General features: G+C 54.2%; 14 protein-coding genes. 11 read left to right on the top strand and 3 right to left on the bottom strand.

What is annotated here, in order from left to right:
* Positions 1 to 95 precede the first annotated feature (95 nt).
* From clpP to N7922_RS19065, 7 genes are all read left to right on the top strand, one after another.
* Positions 96 to 719, top strand: coding sequence for an ATP-dependent Clp endopeptidase proteolytic subunit ClpP (gene clpP, locus N7922_RS19095; protein ID WP_017458886.1), 624 nt, complete (start codon positions 96 to 98; stop codon positions 717 to 719).
* 127 nt (positions 720 to 846) lie between these two features.
* The gene (gene clpX / locus N7922_RS19090) at positions 847 to 2,121 is read left to right on the top strand and encodes an ATP-dependent protease ATP-binding subunit ClpX (protein ID WP_263097794.1); all 1,275 of its coding nucleotides are present in this window, start codon (positions 847 to 849) and stop codon (positions 2,119 to 2,121) included.
* Between the two features lie 183 nt (positions 2,122 to 2,304).
* The gene (gene lon, locus N7922_RS19085; RefSeq protein WP_263097793.1) at positions 2,305 to 4,659 is read left to right on the top strand and encodes an endopeptidase La; all 2,355 of its coding nucleotides are present in this window, start codon (positions 2,305 to 2,307) and stop codon (positions 4,657 to 4,659) included.
* Positions 4,660 to 4,869: 210 nt separating this feature from the next.
* Positions 4,870 to 5,142, top strand: a complete 273-nt coding sequence (hupB, locus tag N7922_RS19080) for a nucleoid-associated protein HU-beta (protein ID WP_007373541.1) — start codon at positions 4,870 to 4,872, stop codon at positions 5,140 to 5,142.
* Positions 5,143 to 5,348: 206 nt separating this feature from the next.
* Complete coding sequence (ppiD, locus tag N7922_RS19075) at positions 5,349 to 7,220, top strand: peptidylprolyl isomerase (protein WP_263097792.1); 1,872 nt, start codon at positions 5,349 to 5,351, stop codon at positions 7,218 to 7,220.
* A gap of 157 nt (positions 7,221 to 7,377) precedes the next feature.
* Positions 7,378 to 7,758: a helix-hairpin-helix domain-containing protein gene (locus N7922_RS19070; protein WP_263100955.1), complete on the top strand. Its 381-nt coding sequence runs from the start codon at positions 7,378 to 7,380 to the stop codon at positions 7,756 to 7,758.
* 95 nt (positions 7,759 to 7,853) lie between these two features.
* Positions 7,854 to 8,261 carry a YbgC/FadM family acyl-CoA thioesterase gene (locus N7922_RS19065; protein ID WP_263097791.1) on the top strand — a complete coding sequence of 136 codons (408 nt, stop codon included), beginning with the start codon at positions 7,854 to 7,856 and terminating at the stop codon, positions 8,259 to 8,261.
* Positions 8,262 to 8,331: 70 nt separating this feature from the next.
* Here N7922_RS19065 and queC read toward each other — a convergent pair whose 3' ends face one another.
* Positions 8,332 to 9,027 (bottom strand): 7-cyano-7-deazaguanine synthase QueC, encoded by a 696-nt coding sequence (gene queC / locus N7922_RS19060; RefSeq protein ID WP_263097790.1) that lies wholly within the window; start codon positions 9,025 to 9,027, stop codon positions 8,332 to 8,334.
* A gap of 66 nt (positions 9,028 to 9,093) precedes the next feature.
* Positions 9,094 to 10,791, bottom strand: coding sequence for an SgrR family transcriptional regulator (locus N7922_RS19055; protein ID WP_263097789.1), 1,698 nt, complete (start codon positions 10,789 to 10,791; stop codon positions 9,094 to 9,096).
* Between the two features lie 99 nt (positions 10,792 to 10,890).
* On the opposite strand from N7922_RS19055, the gene cof reads away from it, so the two are divergent.
* Positions 10,891 to 11,709, top strand: a complete 819-nt coding sequence (gene cof / locus N7922_RS19050; protein ID WP_263097788.1) for an HMP-PP phosphatase — start codon at positions 10,891 to 10,893, stop codon at positions 11,707 to 11,709.
* 44 nt (positions 11,710 to 11,753) lie between these two features.
* Here cof and N7922_RS19045 read toward each other — a convergent pair whose 3' ends face one another.
* A complete protein-coding gene (locus tag N7922_RS19045; RefSeq protein WP_263097787.1) occupies positions 11,754 to 12,800 on the bottom strand; it encodes a PLP-dependent cysteine synthase family protein in 1,047 nt (348 codons plus the stop codon).
* Between the two features lie 115 nt (positions 12,801 to 12,915).
* Between N7922_RS19045 and N7922_RS19040 the strand changes: the two genes are divergently transcribed.
* Genes N7922_RS19040 through N7922_RS19030 form a run of 3 tightly spaced genes read left to right on the top strand, consistent with a single transcriptional unit; the run spans position 12,916 to position 16,961 of the window.
* Positions 12,916 to 13,374 (top strand): Lrp/AsnC family transcriptional regulator, encoded by a 459-nt coding sequence (locus N7922_RS19040; RefSeq protein WP_263097786.1) that lies wholly within the window; start codon positions 12,916 to 12,918, stop codon positions 13,372 to 13,374.
* Positions 13,375 to 13,426: 52 nt separating this feature from the next.
* A complete protein-coding gene (locus N7922_RS19035) occupies positions 13,427 to 15,190 on the top strand; it encodes a SmdA family multidrug ABC transporter permease/ATP-binding protein (RefSeq protein ID WP_263097785.1) in 1,764 nt (587 codons plus the stop codon).
* Positions 15,183 to 16,961 carry a SmdB family multidrug efflux ABC transporter permease/ATP-binding protein gene (locus tag N7922_RS19030; protein WP_263097784.1) on the top strand — a complete coding sequence of 593 codons (1,779 nt, stop codon included), beginning with the start codon at positions 15,183 to 15,185 and terminating at the stop codon, positions 16,959 to 16,961. Before N7922_RS19035 ends, N7922_RS19030 begins: the two co-directional genes overlap by 8 nt.
* Positions 16,962 to 16,982: the final 21 nt, after the last annotated feature.

The raw sequence follows: 16,982 nt of genomic DNA, 5'->3' as shown, positions 1-16,982 counted from the left end.
CTGATATCCGTCCGTGAGCGGTCATAGTCAGACCCGGCTCACTCAAGTACAATCAGTACAGCAGGTTTGTTTATTTTTATATCCAGGAGACGGAAATGTCATACAGCGGCGAACGAGATAACTTTGCACCCCATATGGCCCTGGTGCCAATGGTTATTGAACAGACCTCACGCGGTGAGCGCTCTTTCGATATCTACTCCCGTCTTCTCAAGGAACGCGTGATTTTCCTGACCGGCCAGGTTGAAGACCATATGGCGAACCTGATTGTGGCGCAAATGCTGTTTCTGGAAGCGGAAAACCCGGAAAAAGACATTTACCTGTACATTAACTCACCGGGCGGGGTGATCACCGCCGGGATGTCTATTTACGACACCATGCAGTTTATTAAGCCGGACGTCAGCACCATTTGTATGGGGCAGGCCGCGTCAATGGGCGCATTCCTGCTGACGGCTGGTGCAAAAGGCAAGCGTTTCTGCCTGCCGAATTCACGCGTCATGATTCACCAACCGCTGGGCGGCTATCAGGGGCAGGCGACGGACATCGAGATCCACGCCCGCGAAATCCTGAAAGTGAAAGGGCGCATGAATGAACTTATGGCGCACCACACGGGTCAATCATTAGAACAAATTGAACGAGATACTGAACGCGACCGCTTCCTTGCTGCGCAGGAGGCCGTGGAATACGGTCTGGTTGATTCAATTTTAACCCATCGTAACTAATGCCCTGGCTGCATGTGCCGCTATACTATTCAGTACAAGCGGCATAATGCTTGAGTAACGTTTTGCGCCTGGAATGGCATTTGCGTCGTCATGTGCGGCACAAAGAACAGATAAGAGGTTTTGACTCATGACAGATAAACGCAAAGATGGTTCGGGCAAACTGTTGTATTGCTCTTTTTGCGGCAAAAGCCAGCATGAAGTGCGTAAGCTGATTGCCGGGCCGTCCGTGTATATCTGCGACGAATGTGTTGATCTGTGTAACGACATTATTCGCGAAGAGATTAAAGAAGTTGCGCCGCACCGGGAGCGCAGCGCGCTGCCGACGCCACATGAAATTCGCCACCATCTCGATGATTACGTGATTGGTCAGGAACAGGCGAAAAAAGTGCTGGCGGTGGCGGTGTATAACCACTACAAACGTCTGCGCAATGGTGACACCAGCAATGGTGTGGAACTGGGCAAAAGCAACATTCTGCTGATCGGGCCGACAGGTTCCGGTAAAACGTTGCTGGCGGAGACGCTGGCGCGCCTGCTGGATGTTCCGTTTACGATGGCCGACGCCACCACGCTGACCGAAGCGGGCTATGTGGGCGAAGACGTCGAAAACATTATTCAGAAGCTGCTGCAGAAGTGCGATTACGACGTACAGAAAGCCCAGCGCGGGATTGTCTACATTGATGAGATCGACAAAATTTCCCGTAAATCGGATAACCCGTCGATCACCCGTGATGTTTCCGGCGAAGGCGTACAGCAAGCGTTGCTGAAACTGATTGAAGGCACCGTGGCTGCCGTTCCGCCGCAAGGGGGTCGTAAACACCCGCAGCAGGAGTTCCTGCAGGTTGATACCTCTAAAATCCTGTTTATTTGCGGTGGTGCATTTGCTGGCCTTGATAAAGTGATTTCTCACCGTGTTGAAACCGGCTCCGGCATTGGTTTTGGCGCGACGGTGAAGGCCAAATCAGAAAAAGCCAACGAAGGCGAACTGCTGTCGCAGGTTGAGCCGGAAGATCTGATCAAATTTGGTCTGATTCCGGAGTTTATTGGCCGTTTGCCGGTAGTGGCAACGCTGAATGAGCTGAGCGAAGAAGCGCTGATCCAGATCCTGAAAGAGCCGAAAAACGCCCTGACCAAACAGTATCAGGCGTTGTTCAATCTGGAAGGTGTGGATCTGGAGTTCCGTGACGAAGCGTTGGATGCCATCGCTAAAAAAGCCATGGTGCGTAAAACCGGCGCGCGTGGTCTGCGTTCTATCGTTGAAGCCGCGCTGCTCGACACCATGTACGATCTGCCGTCGATGGAAGATGTCGAAAAAGTGGTGATTGATGAGTCGGTGATCGCCGGGCAAACCAAGCCGTTGCTGATTTACGGCAAGCCGGAAGCGCAACAAGCATCTGGTGAATAATTCATCAATTCATACAATCAGTTAATCAAATAGGGGGGATTTTATCCCCCCTTTTATTTTTCCTTATTCCCGCCGTTGAATGTGTGGGAAACATCCCCATATACTGCTTTACATGTTAATGGTGCGTGTTGCACAGTCACGTCACCTGATTACCTGGCGGACTTTAAACTAAGAGAGAGCTCTATGAATCCTGAGCGTTCTGAACGCATTGAAATCCCCGTATTGCCATTGCGCGATGTGGTGGTTTATCCGCACATGGTCATTCCGTTATTTGTGGGACGGGAAAAGTCTATCCGTTGTCTGGAAGCGGCCATGGACCATGATAAAAAAATCATGCTGGTTGCGCAGAAGGAAGCGTCAACGGATGAGCCGGGTGTAAACGATCTTTTCACCGTCGGGACCGTGGCGTCTATTTTGCAGATGTTGAAACTGCCTGATGGCACTGTAAAAGTGTTGGTCGAAGGGCTGCAGCGCGCGCGCATCACGACACTTGCTGATGACGGCGAGCACTTCTCAGCGAAAGCAGAATACCTGGAATCCCCCGCCATTGACGAGCGTGAACAGGAAGTTCTGGTACGCACAGCCATCAGCCAGTTTGAAGGCTACATCAAGCTGAACAAAAAGATCCCCCCGGAAGTGCTGACGTCGCTGAACAGCATCGACGATCCGGCTCGCCTGGCGGATACCATCGCTGCGCATATGCCGCTGAAGCTGGCGGATAAGCAGTCCGTGCTGGAGATGTCCGACGTGAATGAGCGTCTGGAGTATCTGATGGCGATGATGGAGTCGGAAATCGATCTGCTGCAGGTTGAGAAACGTATTCGCAACCGCGTGAAAAAGCAGATGGAAAAATCCCAGCGCGAGTACTACCTGAATGAGCAAATGAAAGCCATTCAGAAAGAGCTGGGCGAGATGGATGATGCGCCGGACGAAAACGAAGCGCTGAAGCGTAAAATCGACGCGGCGAAAATGCCGAAAGAGGCGAAAGAGAAAGCCGAATCCGAGCTGCAGAAGCTGAAAATGATGTCGCCGATGTCAGCGGAAGCGACGGTTGTGCGCGGCTATATCGAATGGATGGTGCAGGTACCCTGGAATGCCCGCAGCAAGGTCAAAAAAGACCTGCGTCAGGCGCAAGAGATCCTCGACACTGACCATTACGGCCTTGAGCGCGTGAAAGACCGCATTCTTGAGTACCTTGCGGTACAAAGCCGTATGAACAAGCTGAAAGGGCCGATCCTGTGTCTGGTTGGACCGCCTGGGGTAGGTAAAACCTCTCTGGGTCAGTCCATTGCGAAAGCCACAGGGCGTAAATACATCCGAATGGCGCTGGGCGGCGTGCGTGATGAAGCGGAAATCCGCGGTCACCGTCGTACCTACATCGGCTCTATGCCGGGCAAACTGATCCAGAAGATGGCGAAAGTGGGGGTCAAAAACCCGCTGTTCCTGCTCGATGAAATCGACAAGATGTCGTCTGACATGCGTGGCGATCCGGCTTCTGCATTGCTGGAAGTGCTGGATCCGGAGCAGAACGTGGCGTTCAGCGATCACTACCTGGAAGTGGACTACGACCTCAGCGATGTGATGTTTGTGGCGACCTCCAACTCCATGAACATTCCGGCGCCACTGCTGGATCGTATGGAAGTGATCCGGCTTTCCGGTTATACCGAAGACGAAAAACTGAACATTGCCAAACGCCACCTGCTGACAAAACAGATTGAGCGTAACGCACTGAAAGAAAGCGAATTGACGGTAGATGACAGCGCAATCGTCGGCATCATTCGTTACTACACCCGTGAAGCGGGTGTGCGTGGTCTGGAGCGTGAAATCTCTAAACTGTGTCGTAAGGCGGTTAAACAGTTGCTGCTGGATCCGTCTCTCAAACACATTGAGATTAATGGTGACAACCTGCATGACTATCTGGGCGTTCAGCGCTTCGATTATGGTCGCGCTGATGACGAAAACCGCGTGGGTCAGGTCACCGGTCTGGCGTGGACGGAAGTGGGCGGCGACCTGCTGACCATCGAAACCGCGTGTGTACCGGGTAAAGGCAAACTGACTTATACCGGCTCGCTGGGCGAAGTGATGCAGGAGTCTATCCAGGCGGCGCTCACGGTCGTGCGTGCGCGTGCGGAGAAACTGGGCATTAACGGTGATTTCTACGAAAAACGTGATATTCACGTTCACGTTCCGGAAGGGGCGACGCCGAAAGATGGCCCGAGCGCGGGTATTGCGATGTGCACCGCGCTGGTTTCCTGCCTGACCGGTAACCCGGTTCGTGCGGATGTGGCGATGACCGGTGAAATTACCCTGCGTGGTCAGGTTCTGCCGATCGGCGGTTTGAAAGAAAAACTGCTGGCTGCGCACCGTGGCGGCATTAAGACTGTTCTGATTCCTTACGAAAACAAACGTGACCTGGAAGAGATTCCGGATAACGTCGTGGCTGATTTGGATATTCATCCGGTCAAGCGTATTGAGGAAGTTTTGAGCCTTGCGTTGCAGAATGAACCCTTTGGTATGCAGGTTGCGACGGTAAAATAGTGACCTCGCGCAAAGTGCGTTGATAAAAACAAGGCTGGTGAGTGAATTCGTACTTGCCAGCCTTTTTTTGTATAGCTAATTTAGATTGCTGGTTGGGTGTGTCATCAACAACTGGTGTTGTAAGGGCATGAGAGGCCTGATATAACTGCTGCGCGGTCGCGCTGTGAAGGATGCAGGTGCGATATAAATTATAAAGAGAGGAAGAGAAGAGTGAATAAATCTCAACTGATAGACAAGATTGCCGCAGGTGCCGATATCTCTAAAGCTGCGGCTGGACGTGCGTTAGATGCTTTAATTGCTTCCGTGACCGAATCACTGAAATCCGGGGACGATGTGGCACTGGTAGGTTTTGGTACTTTCGCGGTTAAAGAGCGTGCTGCCCGTACTGGTCGCAACCCTCAGACCGGTAAAGAAATCACCATCGCCGCAGCGAAAGTTCCGGGGTTCCGCGCAGGTAAGGCACTGAAAGACGCGGTAAACTGATCGTTTATCCCCTGAGGGATAGCGGTAAATATCAAGGGCGCATCGCGAGATGTGCCTTTTTTTTTATCCGAATGTACTTTCTGCGAGTTTATCCGCATTGTGGGCTAACAATTGCCCCGTTTTCTTGTCAGAATACGCGTTCACGCGCAGCGGGCAACTGTGCTGCCTGAGATATAAAGTCACCTACAGCGGAGTGTTGTTACACCATGATGGACAATTTACGCGCGGCGGCGAATCACGTCGTGCTCAAGATCATTCTGGGTTTGATTATCGTGTCATTCATTTTGACTGGCGTGGGTAACTACCTGATTGGCGGTAACAATAATTATGCCGCAGAAGTTAATGGCCAGGAGATTGGCCGCGCACAGTTTGAAAACGCCGTGACCGGTGAACGTAACCGTATGGCGCAGCAACTGGGCGATCAGTTTTCAGAACTGGCCGCTAACGAAAACTACATGAAATCTGTACGCCAGCAGGTGCTCAATCGCATGATTGACGAAGCGCTGCTGGACCAGTACGCCAAAAAGCTAAACCTTGGTATCAGCGATGAGCAGGTGAGAAAAGCCATTTTCTCGACCCAGGCTTTCCAGTCCAACGGCAAATTTGATAATGCCCGTTTCAACGCTCTCGTAAACCAAATGGGCATGAGTGCCGATCAATACGCGCAGGCATTGCGTAACCAGTTAACCTCCCAGCAGTTGATCAATGCGGTCGCAGGCACTGACTTTATGCTGAAAGGTGAAACGGATGAGCTGGCGGCGCTGGTCGCTCAGCAGCGCGTTGTGCGCCAGGCGGTGATTGACGTTAATGCACTGGCGGCCAAACAGACTGCCAGCGATCAGGAAATTGCCAGCTATTACGATCAGAACAAGAGCCGTTTTGTTTCTCCGGAGCAGTTCCGCGTGAGCTACATCAAGCTGGATGCAGCAGCGATGCAGGAAAACGCCAGCGATGCGGAAATTCAGGCTTACTACGATCAGCATCAGGATCAGTTCACTCAGACGCAGCGTAATCGTTACAGCATTATCCAGACCAAAACGGAAGATGAAGCCAAAGCTGTACTGGATGAGCTGAATAAAGGCGCTGATTTTGCGACCGTTGCGAAGGCGAAATCCTCTGACATTATCTCTGCCCGTAATGGCGGTGATATGGGTTGGCTGGAAGAGGGTACAACCCCGGATGAGTTGAAAAACGCGGGTCTGAAAGAGAAAGGCCAGCTGTCAGGCGTGATCAAATCCTCTGTCGGTTTCCTGGTCGCGCGTCTTGACGACATTCAGCCCGCGCAGGTTAAGCCGCTTAACGATGTGCGCAGCGAACTGGCAGATAAAGTGAAGCAGGAAAAAGCGCTGGATGCCTGGTATGCACTGCAGCAGAAAGTGAGCGAAGCCGCGAGCAACGATAATGAATCCCTGGCCGGCGCCGAGCAGGCAGCAGGTGCTAAAGCGGCGCAGACCGGGTGGTTCGGTCACGATAACCTGCCGGAAGAGCTGAACTTTAAACCAGTGAGCGACGCCATCTTCAACGGTGGTCTGGTTGGGCAGAACGGCGCGCCAGGCAGTAACTCCGATATCATTACTGTTGATGGCGACCGCGCATTTGTGTTGCGTATTACCGACCATAAAGCTGAAGCCATCAAACCGCTGGATGACGTAAAAGCGCAGGTTAGCGAGATCGTGAAGCATGCCAAAGCAGAGCAGCAGGCGAAGCTGGATGCGGACAAACTGGTTAGCGACCTGAAAGCGGGTAAAGGTGATGATGCGCTGAAAGCGGCAAATCTGAGCTTTGGTCAGGCAAAAACGCTGGGTCGTGTAGGTCAGGATCCGATCAGCCAGGCGGCCTTTAATCTGCCGTTGCCGGCGCAGGACAAACCCTCCTTCGGCACTGCCAGCGATCAGCAGGGCAACGTTGTGATTATCGCGCTGGACGAAGTTAAAGCAGGCAGCATGCCGGATGCGCAGAAGAAAGCGATGGTTCAGGGCATCACGCAGAATAACGCGCAGATCGCTTTTGAAGCGCTGATGAGTAATTTGCGTAAAGAAGCCAAAATCAAACTTGGCAGCATGGCTGAGCAGCAGTAAGCCGCAAGGGTTCGAAGAACTTCTCAAAAATTTGCAACGTTTTGCAATCTTCAAAGGCCGCTTTCGCGGCCTTTTCCATTTTATGATTTTGCCGTTTGTTCGTTGTTACTCTCCTGGGTATTGTTGTCTTGCTTTTGAAAACAAAGGAGAAAACAGGATGAAACATGGAATCAAAGCACTTTTAATTACCCTTACCGTTGCATGCTCGGTACTGAGTCACAGCGCACTTGCCGCACCTGCGGCAGGGGCAAAACCGCCAATGACACAGAGCAAAAGCGATGCCTCTTCTTCGCTGCAGGTAAAAGCGCAGGATTCGGCAAAAACAACGGAAGAGGAGGATGGCACCCGGATCAGCATTAATAGTGCCAGCGCTGAAGAACTGGCAAGAGTGATGAATGGCGTCGGTCTTAAGAAGGCGCAAGCCATTGTCAGCTACCGGGATGAATACGGCCCCTTCAAAACGCTGGAGGATCTTAAACAGGTGCCAGGAATGGGCGGCGCGCTGGTTGAACGCAACCTGGCGCACCTGAAACTGTAAGGTGCTTGCGTAGTCGAAAATCTTTGCCAGAATAAAGAGGTCATACCAGTATGACCTCTGTCTCTATAACAATAAACGGTAAAGGCTAACGCGCTATGCAGACTCAAATCAAAGTTCGTGGTTTCCACCTTGATGTGTACCAGCACGTCAATAACGCCCGCTATCTTGAATTCCTCGAAGAAGCGCGCTGGGATGGACTGGAAAACAACGACAGTTTTAAGTGGATGACCGCCAACAACATCGCTTTCGTGGTGGTCAATATCAACATTAATTATCGTCGCCCGGCGGTGCTAGGCGATGTGTTAACCGTGACCAGCCACGTTCAGCAGATCAATGGTAAAAGCGGGGTGTTGAGCCAGGTTGTTACGTTAGATCCGGATGGGCAGGTTGTTGCGGATGCGCTGGTGACATTTGTCTGTATCGATCTGAAAACCCAAAAAGCGCTAGCGCTGGAAGGCGAACTACGGGAAAAACTGGAAAAGATGATCCGTGAAGGAGACTGAGTAAATCCCCTGGTCGTATTGTCAGTTTGCAGACCGGATCTTTCACGTGCGTCCGGTCTGCTCATCCCTGTTATTTCAGGCCGGTTTTTTGTTTCATTGCCGCCATTACGCCGGTTTTGTCCGCCAGGTAGTGTTGCAAGCCGTTTGCGCGCAGGTTACAGGCTGCACAATGGCCGCAGCCATCGCCTTTGATACCGTTATAACAGGTCAGCGTTTCGCTACGCACCAGATCCAGTTTGCCCCAGTAGTCGGCCAGCGCCCAGGTTTCGGCTTTATTGATCCACATAAGCGGCGTTTCGAAGCGGATATCTTTCGCCAGCCCCAGGTTTACGGCATGGTTAAGCGCTTTGACAAATTCATCCCGGCAGTCCGGGTAACCTGAAAAGTCCGTTTCACACACGCCAGTGATCACGGCTTCAGCCTGCACCTGATACGCATACACCGCCGCCAGCGTCAGAAACAGAATATTGCGTCCTGGCACGAAGGTATTCGGGATACCGGTGGCGTCGGGCTCATAGTCCGGCACAGGAATGCTGTCGCGGGTCAGGCTACTTACCGCCAGTTCATTTAGCAGGGTGACATCCAGCACTTTGTGGGCACGTGCGCCAAGCGCCTGCGCCAGTTCCCGTGCCACGTCGATTTCGGCGCGATGGCGCTGACCATAATCAAAGGTGACACAGTGAACTTCATCATATTGCTGCAACGCCTGAACAAGGCAGGTCGTGGAATCCTGTCCGCCACTAAACACAACAACGGCACGTTTCATAATTCTTCCTGGCAATCACAAATAAAACACTATGGTAGCGCGTGCCGCCGACAGCGACCAGCTTCTTCACCGCGCGGGAGCGGGTAACCAGGCTTCGGCAAAATCGAACCAGCCGCGGGTATTTAAATGAAGCCCCTCAACACCGGGCGGCGCACTGATACGGTACTGATAATTAAACAGTGGCGTCAGGATCGCATCGTTCATCAGCGTGTTGAACACATCCTGTAGCGCCAGGTTGCGCTCTCGTTCATCGGCTTGACGTTGTACGGCGTCCAGCGTGGCTTGCAGATGAGCAAAGTGTGGCGCACTCAGCAGGTTTGGCCACAGTTGATCGCAGCGCAACCATTGTTCAAGAGCATATTCCGGCGCTTCGCCAATTAACCGATCGCCCATCATCAGATCGGCCGACGCCAGTTGGGTACACCCATCCCAGTTTTTACCGTCATGGAAAATCAGCGTCAGTTCACAGCCGAGCGTGGCGAGATAATGCTTCAACTGCTCTGCCATGGTGTGGAGTTCAACCGGTAAGTGGTAGAGCAGGGTGAGTTTTTTGGGCAGAGGCTCGTTTTGTGGCGGCCAGTCCGGCATTTTCCAGCCGGGCAATAATTCACGGGTGGGATTGATCAGGTTTTCGTCCAGCGGCAGCGTCTGCAACAGCGACGTATCGTGAATAATCTGCACCAGGCGGCGTAATTGCGCCTGACTCAGCCGCGCGCCCGGTCGCTGAGCAAGGTAACAGAACCCCAGGCTGATGCTGTTACTCACGGGTTGTAAATGCCGAAGCTCATCCGGTTCGCCAATTGCAATTTCCACCGGGTGCCGACAACTGGTGCCCAGATCCCGATCAAACAGTTGCGGCGTGATCCAGAACTCGACGGCTTTTAGCAACGGATGGCCCAGATGATAGTGATCGTGGCTCTCCAGCCGCACCAGTTCCTGACTAAAGGTCACCAGTCGAAATGGGCCGGTTCCGATGAGAGGGGACTGCGGATGAGCCAGACAACTGACATAACTGGCAAGACGATGCGCCAACCAGTAGTCCGGTCGGTGCAGGGTAAAGGCCAGACACCAGGGGTGCGTGATATCAATGCTGGCGACGCTGGCGAACAACTTGCGCAGCGCAGGCAGCTCCAGCAACAGCCGTAATCGTTGCTGTAATTGCCCGGCGGTGACGGCATCGCCATTGTGCCAGTGCAGGGTTGAGTGCAGATGGAAGCGCCAGGACAGACCGTCATTGCTGATATCCCAGTGGTGCGCCAGTTCGCCCTGCGGCAGCGTGCTGCGTGAGGTAAAGCGGGTCAATCCACTGAAGATTTGCCCGGCGAGATGTTGTTCCGCGCGGCCCGGAAGAAAACCGGGTTCCAGCGGATCCAGCGGGCGATAGTAAGGAATACGCAACGTGGGTGTTTCGTTTTGCCAAAAGCCGCCGAGGAACGGATTGAGCAAAGTGCGCAGGTCGTCGGCATCAAGTTGGGCGAGAGCCAGCGCGTTTTGCTGCTGTCCGGTATTCAGCGCCTGTTCCAGCATTTCGCTACGCAGCGATTCAGGCGACACCCGAAAATGCAGCTCACCCCGTTTACCGCGCCCGGACTGCGATTGCCAGCTTAACCATCCTGCCTGCTGCATTTGTCGCAACAGCGTGCGCATATGACGCTCGCTGCAAAAGCAGCGCGTCGCCAGCTCGGTGACGCTCACGGATTGCGCTTCGCCCTCTGTGGCGTGCCACAGGCGCTGGTACTGATGGAGTCGATTGAGTTGTCGCATAAACCCGGAACAATAATTTTTATCTATTCAGTATTACTTCCGTATATATCAGGCAATACTGGATAGCAACACAACGGCACCCTATTCGGAGAAATATTTATGGCTCGTCTGGCCGCTTTTGACATGGATGGCACCCTGTTAATGCCCGACCATCGTTTAGGCGAACAAACGCTGGCTACGCTCCGTCGCCTGCACGATCGCGAAATTACGCTGGCGTTTGCCACCGGCCGACATGCCCTTGAGATGCAGCGCATTACCCGGAACCTGGCGCTGGATGCATTTCTGATTACCGGTAATGGCACCCGCATCCACTCGCGGGAGGGCGAGGTACTGTACCGGCAGGATCTGGATCCGGAAGTGGCCGATCGGGTGCTGCACAGCACATGGGAGACCTCAGCCACTGTTCATGTTTTTAATGACTCGGGCTGGCTGACGGACCGCGTGTTTCCGGAAATGCTGGAAGCGCATATGCAAAGCGGTTTTACTTACCAACTGGCGGATCTCAAGCGGTTATCGGCTTACGATGTCACCAAAATCTGTTTTGTTGGCGATCATGATGATCTTTGCCGGCTGCATATTCAGCTTAATGAGGCGCTCGGCGAGCGCGCGCATTTATGCTTCTCCGCAGAATATTGCCTGGAAGTATTACCACTGGGTTGCAACAAAGGCGCTGCGCTGGCGGTGCTGAGCGAGTCGCTGGGTTATACGTTGCAGGATTGTATGGCGTTTGGCGATGCGATGAATGATCGGGAAATGCTCGAAAGCGTGGGCTACGGCATGATTATGGGCAACGCCATGCCGCAACTGCGGGCGGCATTGCCTCATTTACCGGTTATCGGGCACTGCCGCGATCAGGCAGTGTCTCACTTTTTGACACACTGGCTGGACACACCACATCTTCCTTATTCCCCCGAATGACGACGATATTTCCAGCAAGCCGGGTCACTGTTACCCGGCTTTTTTTATGCCTGGACCAGACGGGCGATTTCCGCGCTCCAGGGCGTAATATCGCCCATGTTCGCCGCCACCCACTGCGGGTTGTAATAGGTATCGAGGTAGCGGTCGCCGCTATCGCACAGCAGCGTCACGATAGCGCCGCGACGCCCTTCGGCACGCATCCGCACGGCAAGTTGTAATGCGCCCCACATATTGGTGCCGGTCGATGCGCCGACTTTGCGGCCCAGTTGCGTTTCCAGCCATTGCGCGGTGGCGACGCTGGCGGCATCCGGTACGCGCAACATTTCATCCACCACATCGGCAATAAATGAAGGCTCGACGCGCGGGCGGCCAATCCCCTCAATTTTACTGCCCACCGGGCTGCGCAAAGTGGCGTCGCGTTGCTGCCAGTAATCAAGGAAGACCGAATTTTCCGGATCCACCACCAGCAACTGTGTGTCATAGCCCTGGCTACGAATATAGCGGCCAAGGGTGGCGGAGGTGCCGCCTGTCCCCGCGCTCATCACAATGTAGTCGGGCTGCGGATACGGCTCGTTTTTCATCTGCCGGAATATGCTGTCAGCGATGTTGTTATTGCCACGCCAGTCGGTGGCGCGTTCGGCATAGGTGAACTGATCCATATAGTGACCATTCAACGTTTTCGCCAGCCGTTCAGATTCGGCGTAAATCTCGCAGGCGCTGTCCACGAAGTGGCAACGGCCGCCATAAAACTCAATCTGTTCAACCTTGCGTTTCGCCGTGCAGTAGGGCATGACCGCGATAAACGGCAAACCCAGCAGGCGGGCAAACCAGGCTTCCGAAACGGCGGTGGAACCGGAAGAGGCTTCTATAATCGTTGTGCCTTCTTTGATCCAACCGTTACACAGACCGTACAGAAACAGTGAGCGCGCCAGACGATGCTTCAGACTGCCGGTAGGATGGGTGCTCTCATCTTTCAGATAGAGATTGATCCCCGGAAAACCCGGCAGCATCAGACGGATCAGGTGTGTATCCGCGGAGCGCTGTGCATCGGCGTTGATCTCGTTAATGGCGTATTTAACCCAGCTATTCATGGTGCGTTTCCGTTTGTCATTTTGTGCCCAGTCTAGCGAAAGCAGAAGAAAAAAAGGTTGCCATTTCGCCTTTGATATAGACTCTAAGGAGAAATTTTTTCTCCCGGAGTGGGATATGTTAGATAAAATTGACCGCAAGCTCCTTTCGCTGCTGCAACAGGATTGTTCGCTCTCTTTGCAGGCGCTGGCAGATGCCGTTAATCTGACCACCACGCCCTGCTGGAAACGTCTGAAACGCCTCGAAGACGACGGAATATTGCTCGGTCGTGTGGCGGTGCTGGATGCCGAAAAGCTGGGCTTAAACCTGACCGCCTTTGTGCTGATCAAAACCCAGCATCACAGTAGCGAATGGTATTGTCGCTTTGTCAGCGAAGTGACGCAGATGCCCGAAGTGTTGGGTTTCTGGCGTATGGCGGGGGAGTATGATTACCTGCTGCGGGTGCAGGTCGCGGATATGAAACGCTATGATGACTTCTATAAGAAACTGGTCAACAGCGTGCCGGGGCTGTCAGATGTCACTTCTAGCTTCGCCATGGAACAGATAAAATACACCACGGCTTTGCCCATTGAATAACCCTCCCGGTTGTTAACCGACAGCCGGAAAATCACGTTCAGGATGTAACCGCGTGCGATTATTTGCTCAGTTAGGCTGGTACTTTCGCCGGGAATGGCGACGCTATCTCGGCGCAGTAGCCTTGCTTATTATCATTGCTATCCTTCAGCTTATTCCGCCGAAAGTGGTGGGCGTTATTGTGGATGGCGTGACCGAACACCATTACACCACGCAACAGGTGTGGATGTGGGTGGGACTGCTGGTCGTTGTCGCGGTGGTCACTTACCTGCTGCGCTATGTCTGGCGCGTCTGGCTGTTTGGCGCGTCTTATCAACTGGCCGTTGAGCTGCGCGAGGATTTTTACAGACAGCTAAGCCGCCAGCACCCGGAATTCTATTTACGCCACCGTACTGGCGACTTGATGGCCCGCGCCACCAACGACGTCGATCGCGTGGTGTTTGCCGCTGGCGAAGGCGTGCTGACGCTGGTGGATTCGCTGGTGATGGGCTGCGTAGTGCTGGTGGTGATGTCGACGCAAATCAGCTGGCAGTTAACGCTGCTGTCGTTATTGCCAATGCCAATTATGGCGCTGGTGATCAAACGCTACGGCGATCAACTGCATCAGCGCTTTAAACTGGCGCAGGCGGCCTTCTCCGCGCTGAACGATCGCACGCAGGAAAGCATGACCAGCATCCGCATGATCAAGGCGTTTGGCCTGGAGGATCGCCAGTCTGCGCTGTTTGCCAGCGAAGCGGCGGACACCGGCGCGAAAAACATGCGTGTGGCACGTGTTGACGCCCGTTTCGACCCCACCATCTATATTGCCATTGGTATGGCGAACATGCTGGCCATCGGCGGCGGAAGCTGGATGGTGGTGCATGGCAGCTTAACCCTCGGGCAACTCACCAGTTTTGCCATGTACCTTGGGCTGATGATTTGGCCGATGCTGGCGCTGGCCTGGATGTTTAATATTGTCGAGCGTGGTAGCGCGGCTTATAGCCGTATTCGCGATATGCTGGCGGAAATGCCAGTAGTGAAAGATGGCAGCGAGCCCGTGCCGGAAGGCCGTGGAAACCTGAGTATCGCCATTCGCGAATTCCGTTACCCGCAAACGGAGCAGCCAACGCTGAACAATGTGAGTGCGGTGCTGAACCCGGGGCAGATGCTGGGCATTTGCGGCCCGACAGGCGCAGGGAAAAGTACGTTACTGTCGCTGATTCAGCGTCATTTTGATGTAACCGACGGGGATATCCGTTTTCACAATATGCCGCTGACGCAGCTTAAACTGGATGCCTGGCGCAGCCGTCTGGCGGTAGTGAATCAAACACCGTTCCTCTTTTCCGATTCCGTCGCCAGTAATATTGCGCTGGGTAAACCGGGGGCGACGCAGGAAGAGATCGAGCATGTGGCCCGACTGGCCAGCGTGCACGAGGATATTTTGCGTCTGCCGCAGGGTTACGCCACCGAAGTCGGTGAACGCGGCGTTATGCTCTCCGGTGGCCAGAAGCAGCGTATCTCTATTGCCCGCGCGTTGCTGCTTAATGCGGAGATCTTAATTCTCGACGATGCACTCTCCGCCGTCGACGGGCGCACCGAGCACCAGATTCTGCATAACCTGCGCCAGTGGGGAGAAGGGCGAACGGTGATCATCAGTGCCCACCGTCTGTCGGCGCTGACGGAAGCCAGCGAAATTTTAGTGATGCAACATGGGCATATCGCTCAGCGTGGTCAGCATGAGCAACTTTCCCGCCAGCCCGGCTGGTATCGTGACATGTACCGCTATCAACAACTGGAAGCTGCGCTGACGGATGCGCCGGAGGAGGCCATCGATGCGTAATTTGGGCAAACAGTGGCCGACCCTGAAACGGTTGCTGAAATATGGCTCGCCATGGCGAAAATCCCTGTTGAAAGCGGTGCTAATGCTGTGGGTCGCGGCGGCGGCGGAAGTCTCTGGCCCGGCGTTGATCAGCTACTTTATCGACAATATGGTAGCGAAGAGCTATCTGCCGTTAGGGCTGGTGGTGGGGATGGCGGCAGTGTATGTCGGCCTGCAACTGCTGGCGGCGCTGTTACATTATTCGCAGTCGCTGTTATTCAACCAGGCGGCGGTCGGCGTAGTGCAACAACTGCGCACCGATGTGATGGACGCCGCGCTGCGTCAGCCGTTAAGCGAGTTTGATGTTCAGCCTGTTGGGCAAATTATCTCCCGCGTGACCAACGATACGGAAGTGATCCGCGATCTGTACGTTACGGTGGTGGCAACGGTGCTACGCAGCGCCGCGCTGATTGGCGCGATGCTGGTGGCGATGTTCAGCCTGGACTGGCGCATGGCGCTGGTGGCGATGGCGATCTTCCCGGCGGTACTGATCGTGATGCTGATCTATCAGCGTTACAGCACGCCGATTGTGCGGCGGATGCGTGCGTACCTGGCGGATATCAATGACGGTTTTAATGAAATCATTAACGGCATGAGCGTGATCCAGCAGTTCCGCCAGCAGGCGCGATTTGGTGAGCAACTGGGCGACGCCAGCCGTTCACATTATCTCGCGCGTATGCAAACCCTGCGGCTGGATGGCTTTTTGCTGCGGCCGCTGTTGAGCCTTTTCTCTGCGCTGGTGCTGTGCGGCTTGCTGATGCTGTTCGGTTTCTCTTCTCCGGGTACGGTTGAAGTCGGGGTGTTGTATGCTTTTATCAGCTACCTTGGTCGTCTGAATGAACCCTTGATCGAACTGACTACCCAACAGTCGATGTTGCAGCAGGCGGTGGTCGCCGGTGAGCGCGTATTTGAGCTGATGGACCGGCCACGCCAGTCTTACGGTGATGATGATACGCCACTGCACAGCGGCGCCATCGACATTGAAAATGTCTCTTTTGCCTACCGCGAAGATCAGCAGGTATTACAGGACATTTCCCTGCACGTTGAACCGCGCAGCTTTGTTGCGCTGGTGGGACACACTGGCAGCGGAAAGAGCACGCTCGCCAGCCTGCTGATGGGGTACTACCCGTTAACGCAAGGGGAAATCCGTCTTGATGGTCGCCCGCTTTCTGCACTGAGTCATGATGCGCTGCGCAAAGGTATCGCGATGGTGCAGCAGGATCCGGTGGTGATGGCCGACAGCTTTTTCGCCAACGTGACGCTGGGGCGCGACATCAGCGAAGCACAGGTCTGGCATGCGCTGGAAGTGGTGCAACTGGCGGAGCTGGCGCGGGGTATGAGCGAGGGCATTTATACGCGGCTGGGTGAGCAGGGCAATAATCTCTCCGTTGGGCAGAAACAGTTGCTGGCGCTGGCGCGTGTGCTGGTGGATACGCCGCAGATCCTGATCCTGGATGAGGCGACAGCCAATATCGACTCCGGGACTGAACAGGCAATCCAGCAGGCGCTGGCCGCTGTTCGGGAACAGACAACGTTAGTGGTGATAGCACACAGATTGTCGACCATTGTCGAGGCTGAAACCATTTTGGTGCTCCATCGCGGCCAGGCTGTTGAGCGCGGTACGCATCAACACTTGCTTGCGGCAAAAGGACGCTACTGGCAGATGTATCAATTGCAACTGGCGGGCGAAGAGCTGGCGGCCAGCGCACGAGAAGAGTCGCTTATCGCGTAATGCACCAAAATTAAGCACGCT

It is taken from the genome of Kosakonia sp. ML.JS2a, from assembly GCF_025642095.1.
Lineage (GTDB): Bacteria > Pseudomonadota > Gammaproteobacteria > Enterobacterales > Enterobacteriaceae.
The sequence above is the reverse complement of the archived record's forward strand: the minus strand, read 5'-3'. Positions and strand labels throughout refer to the sequence as shown.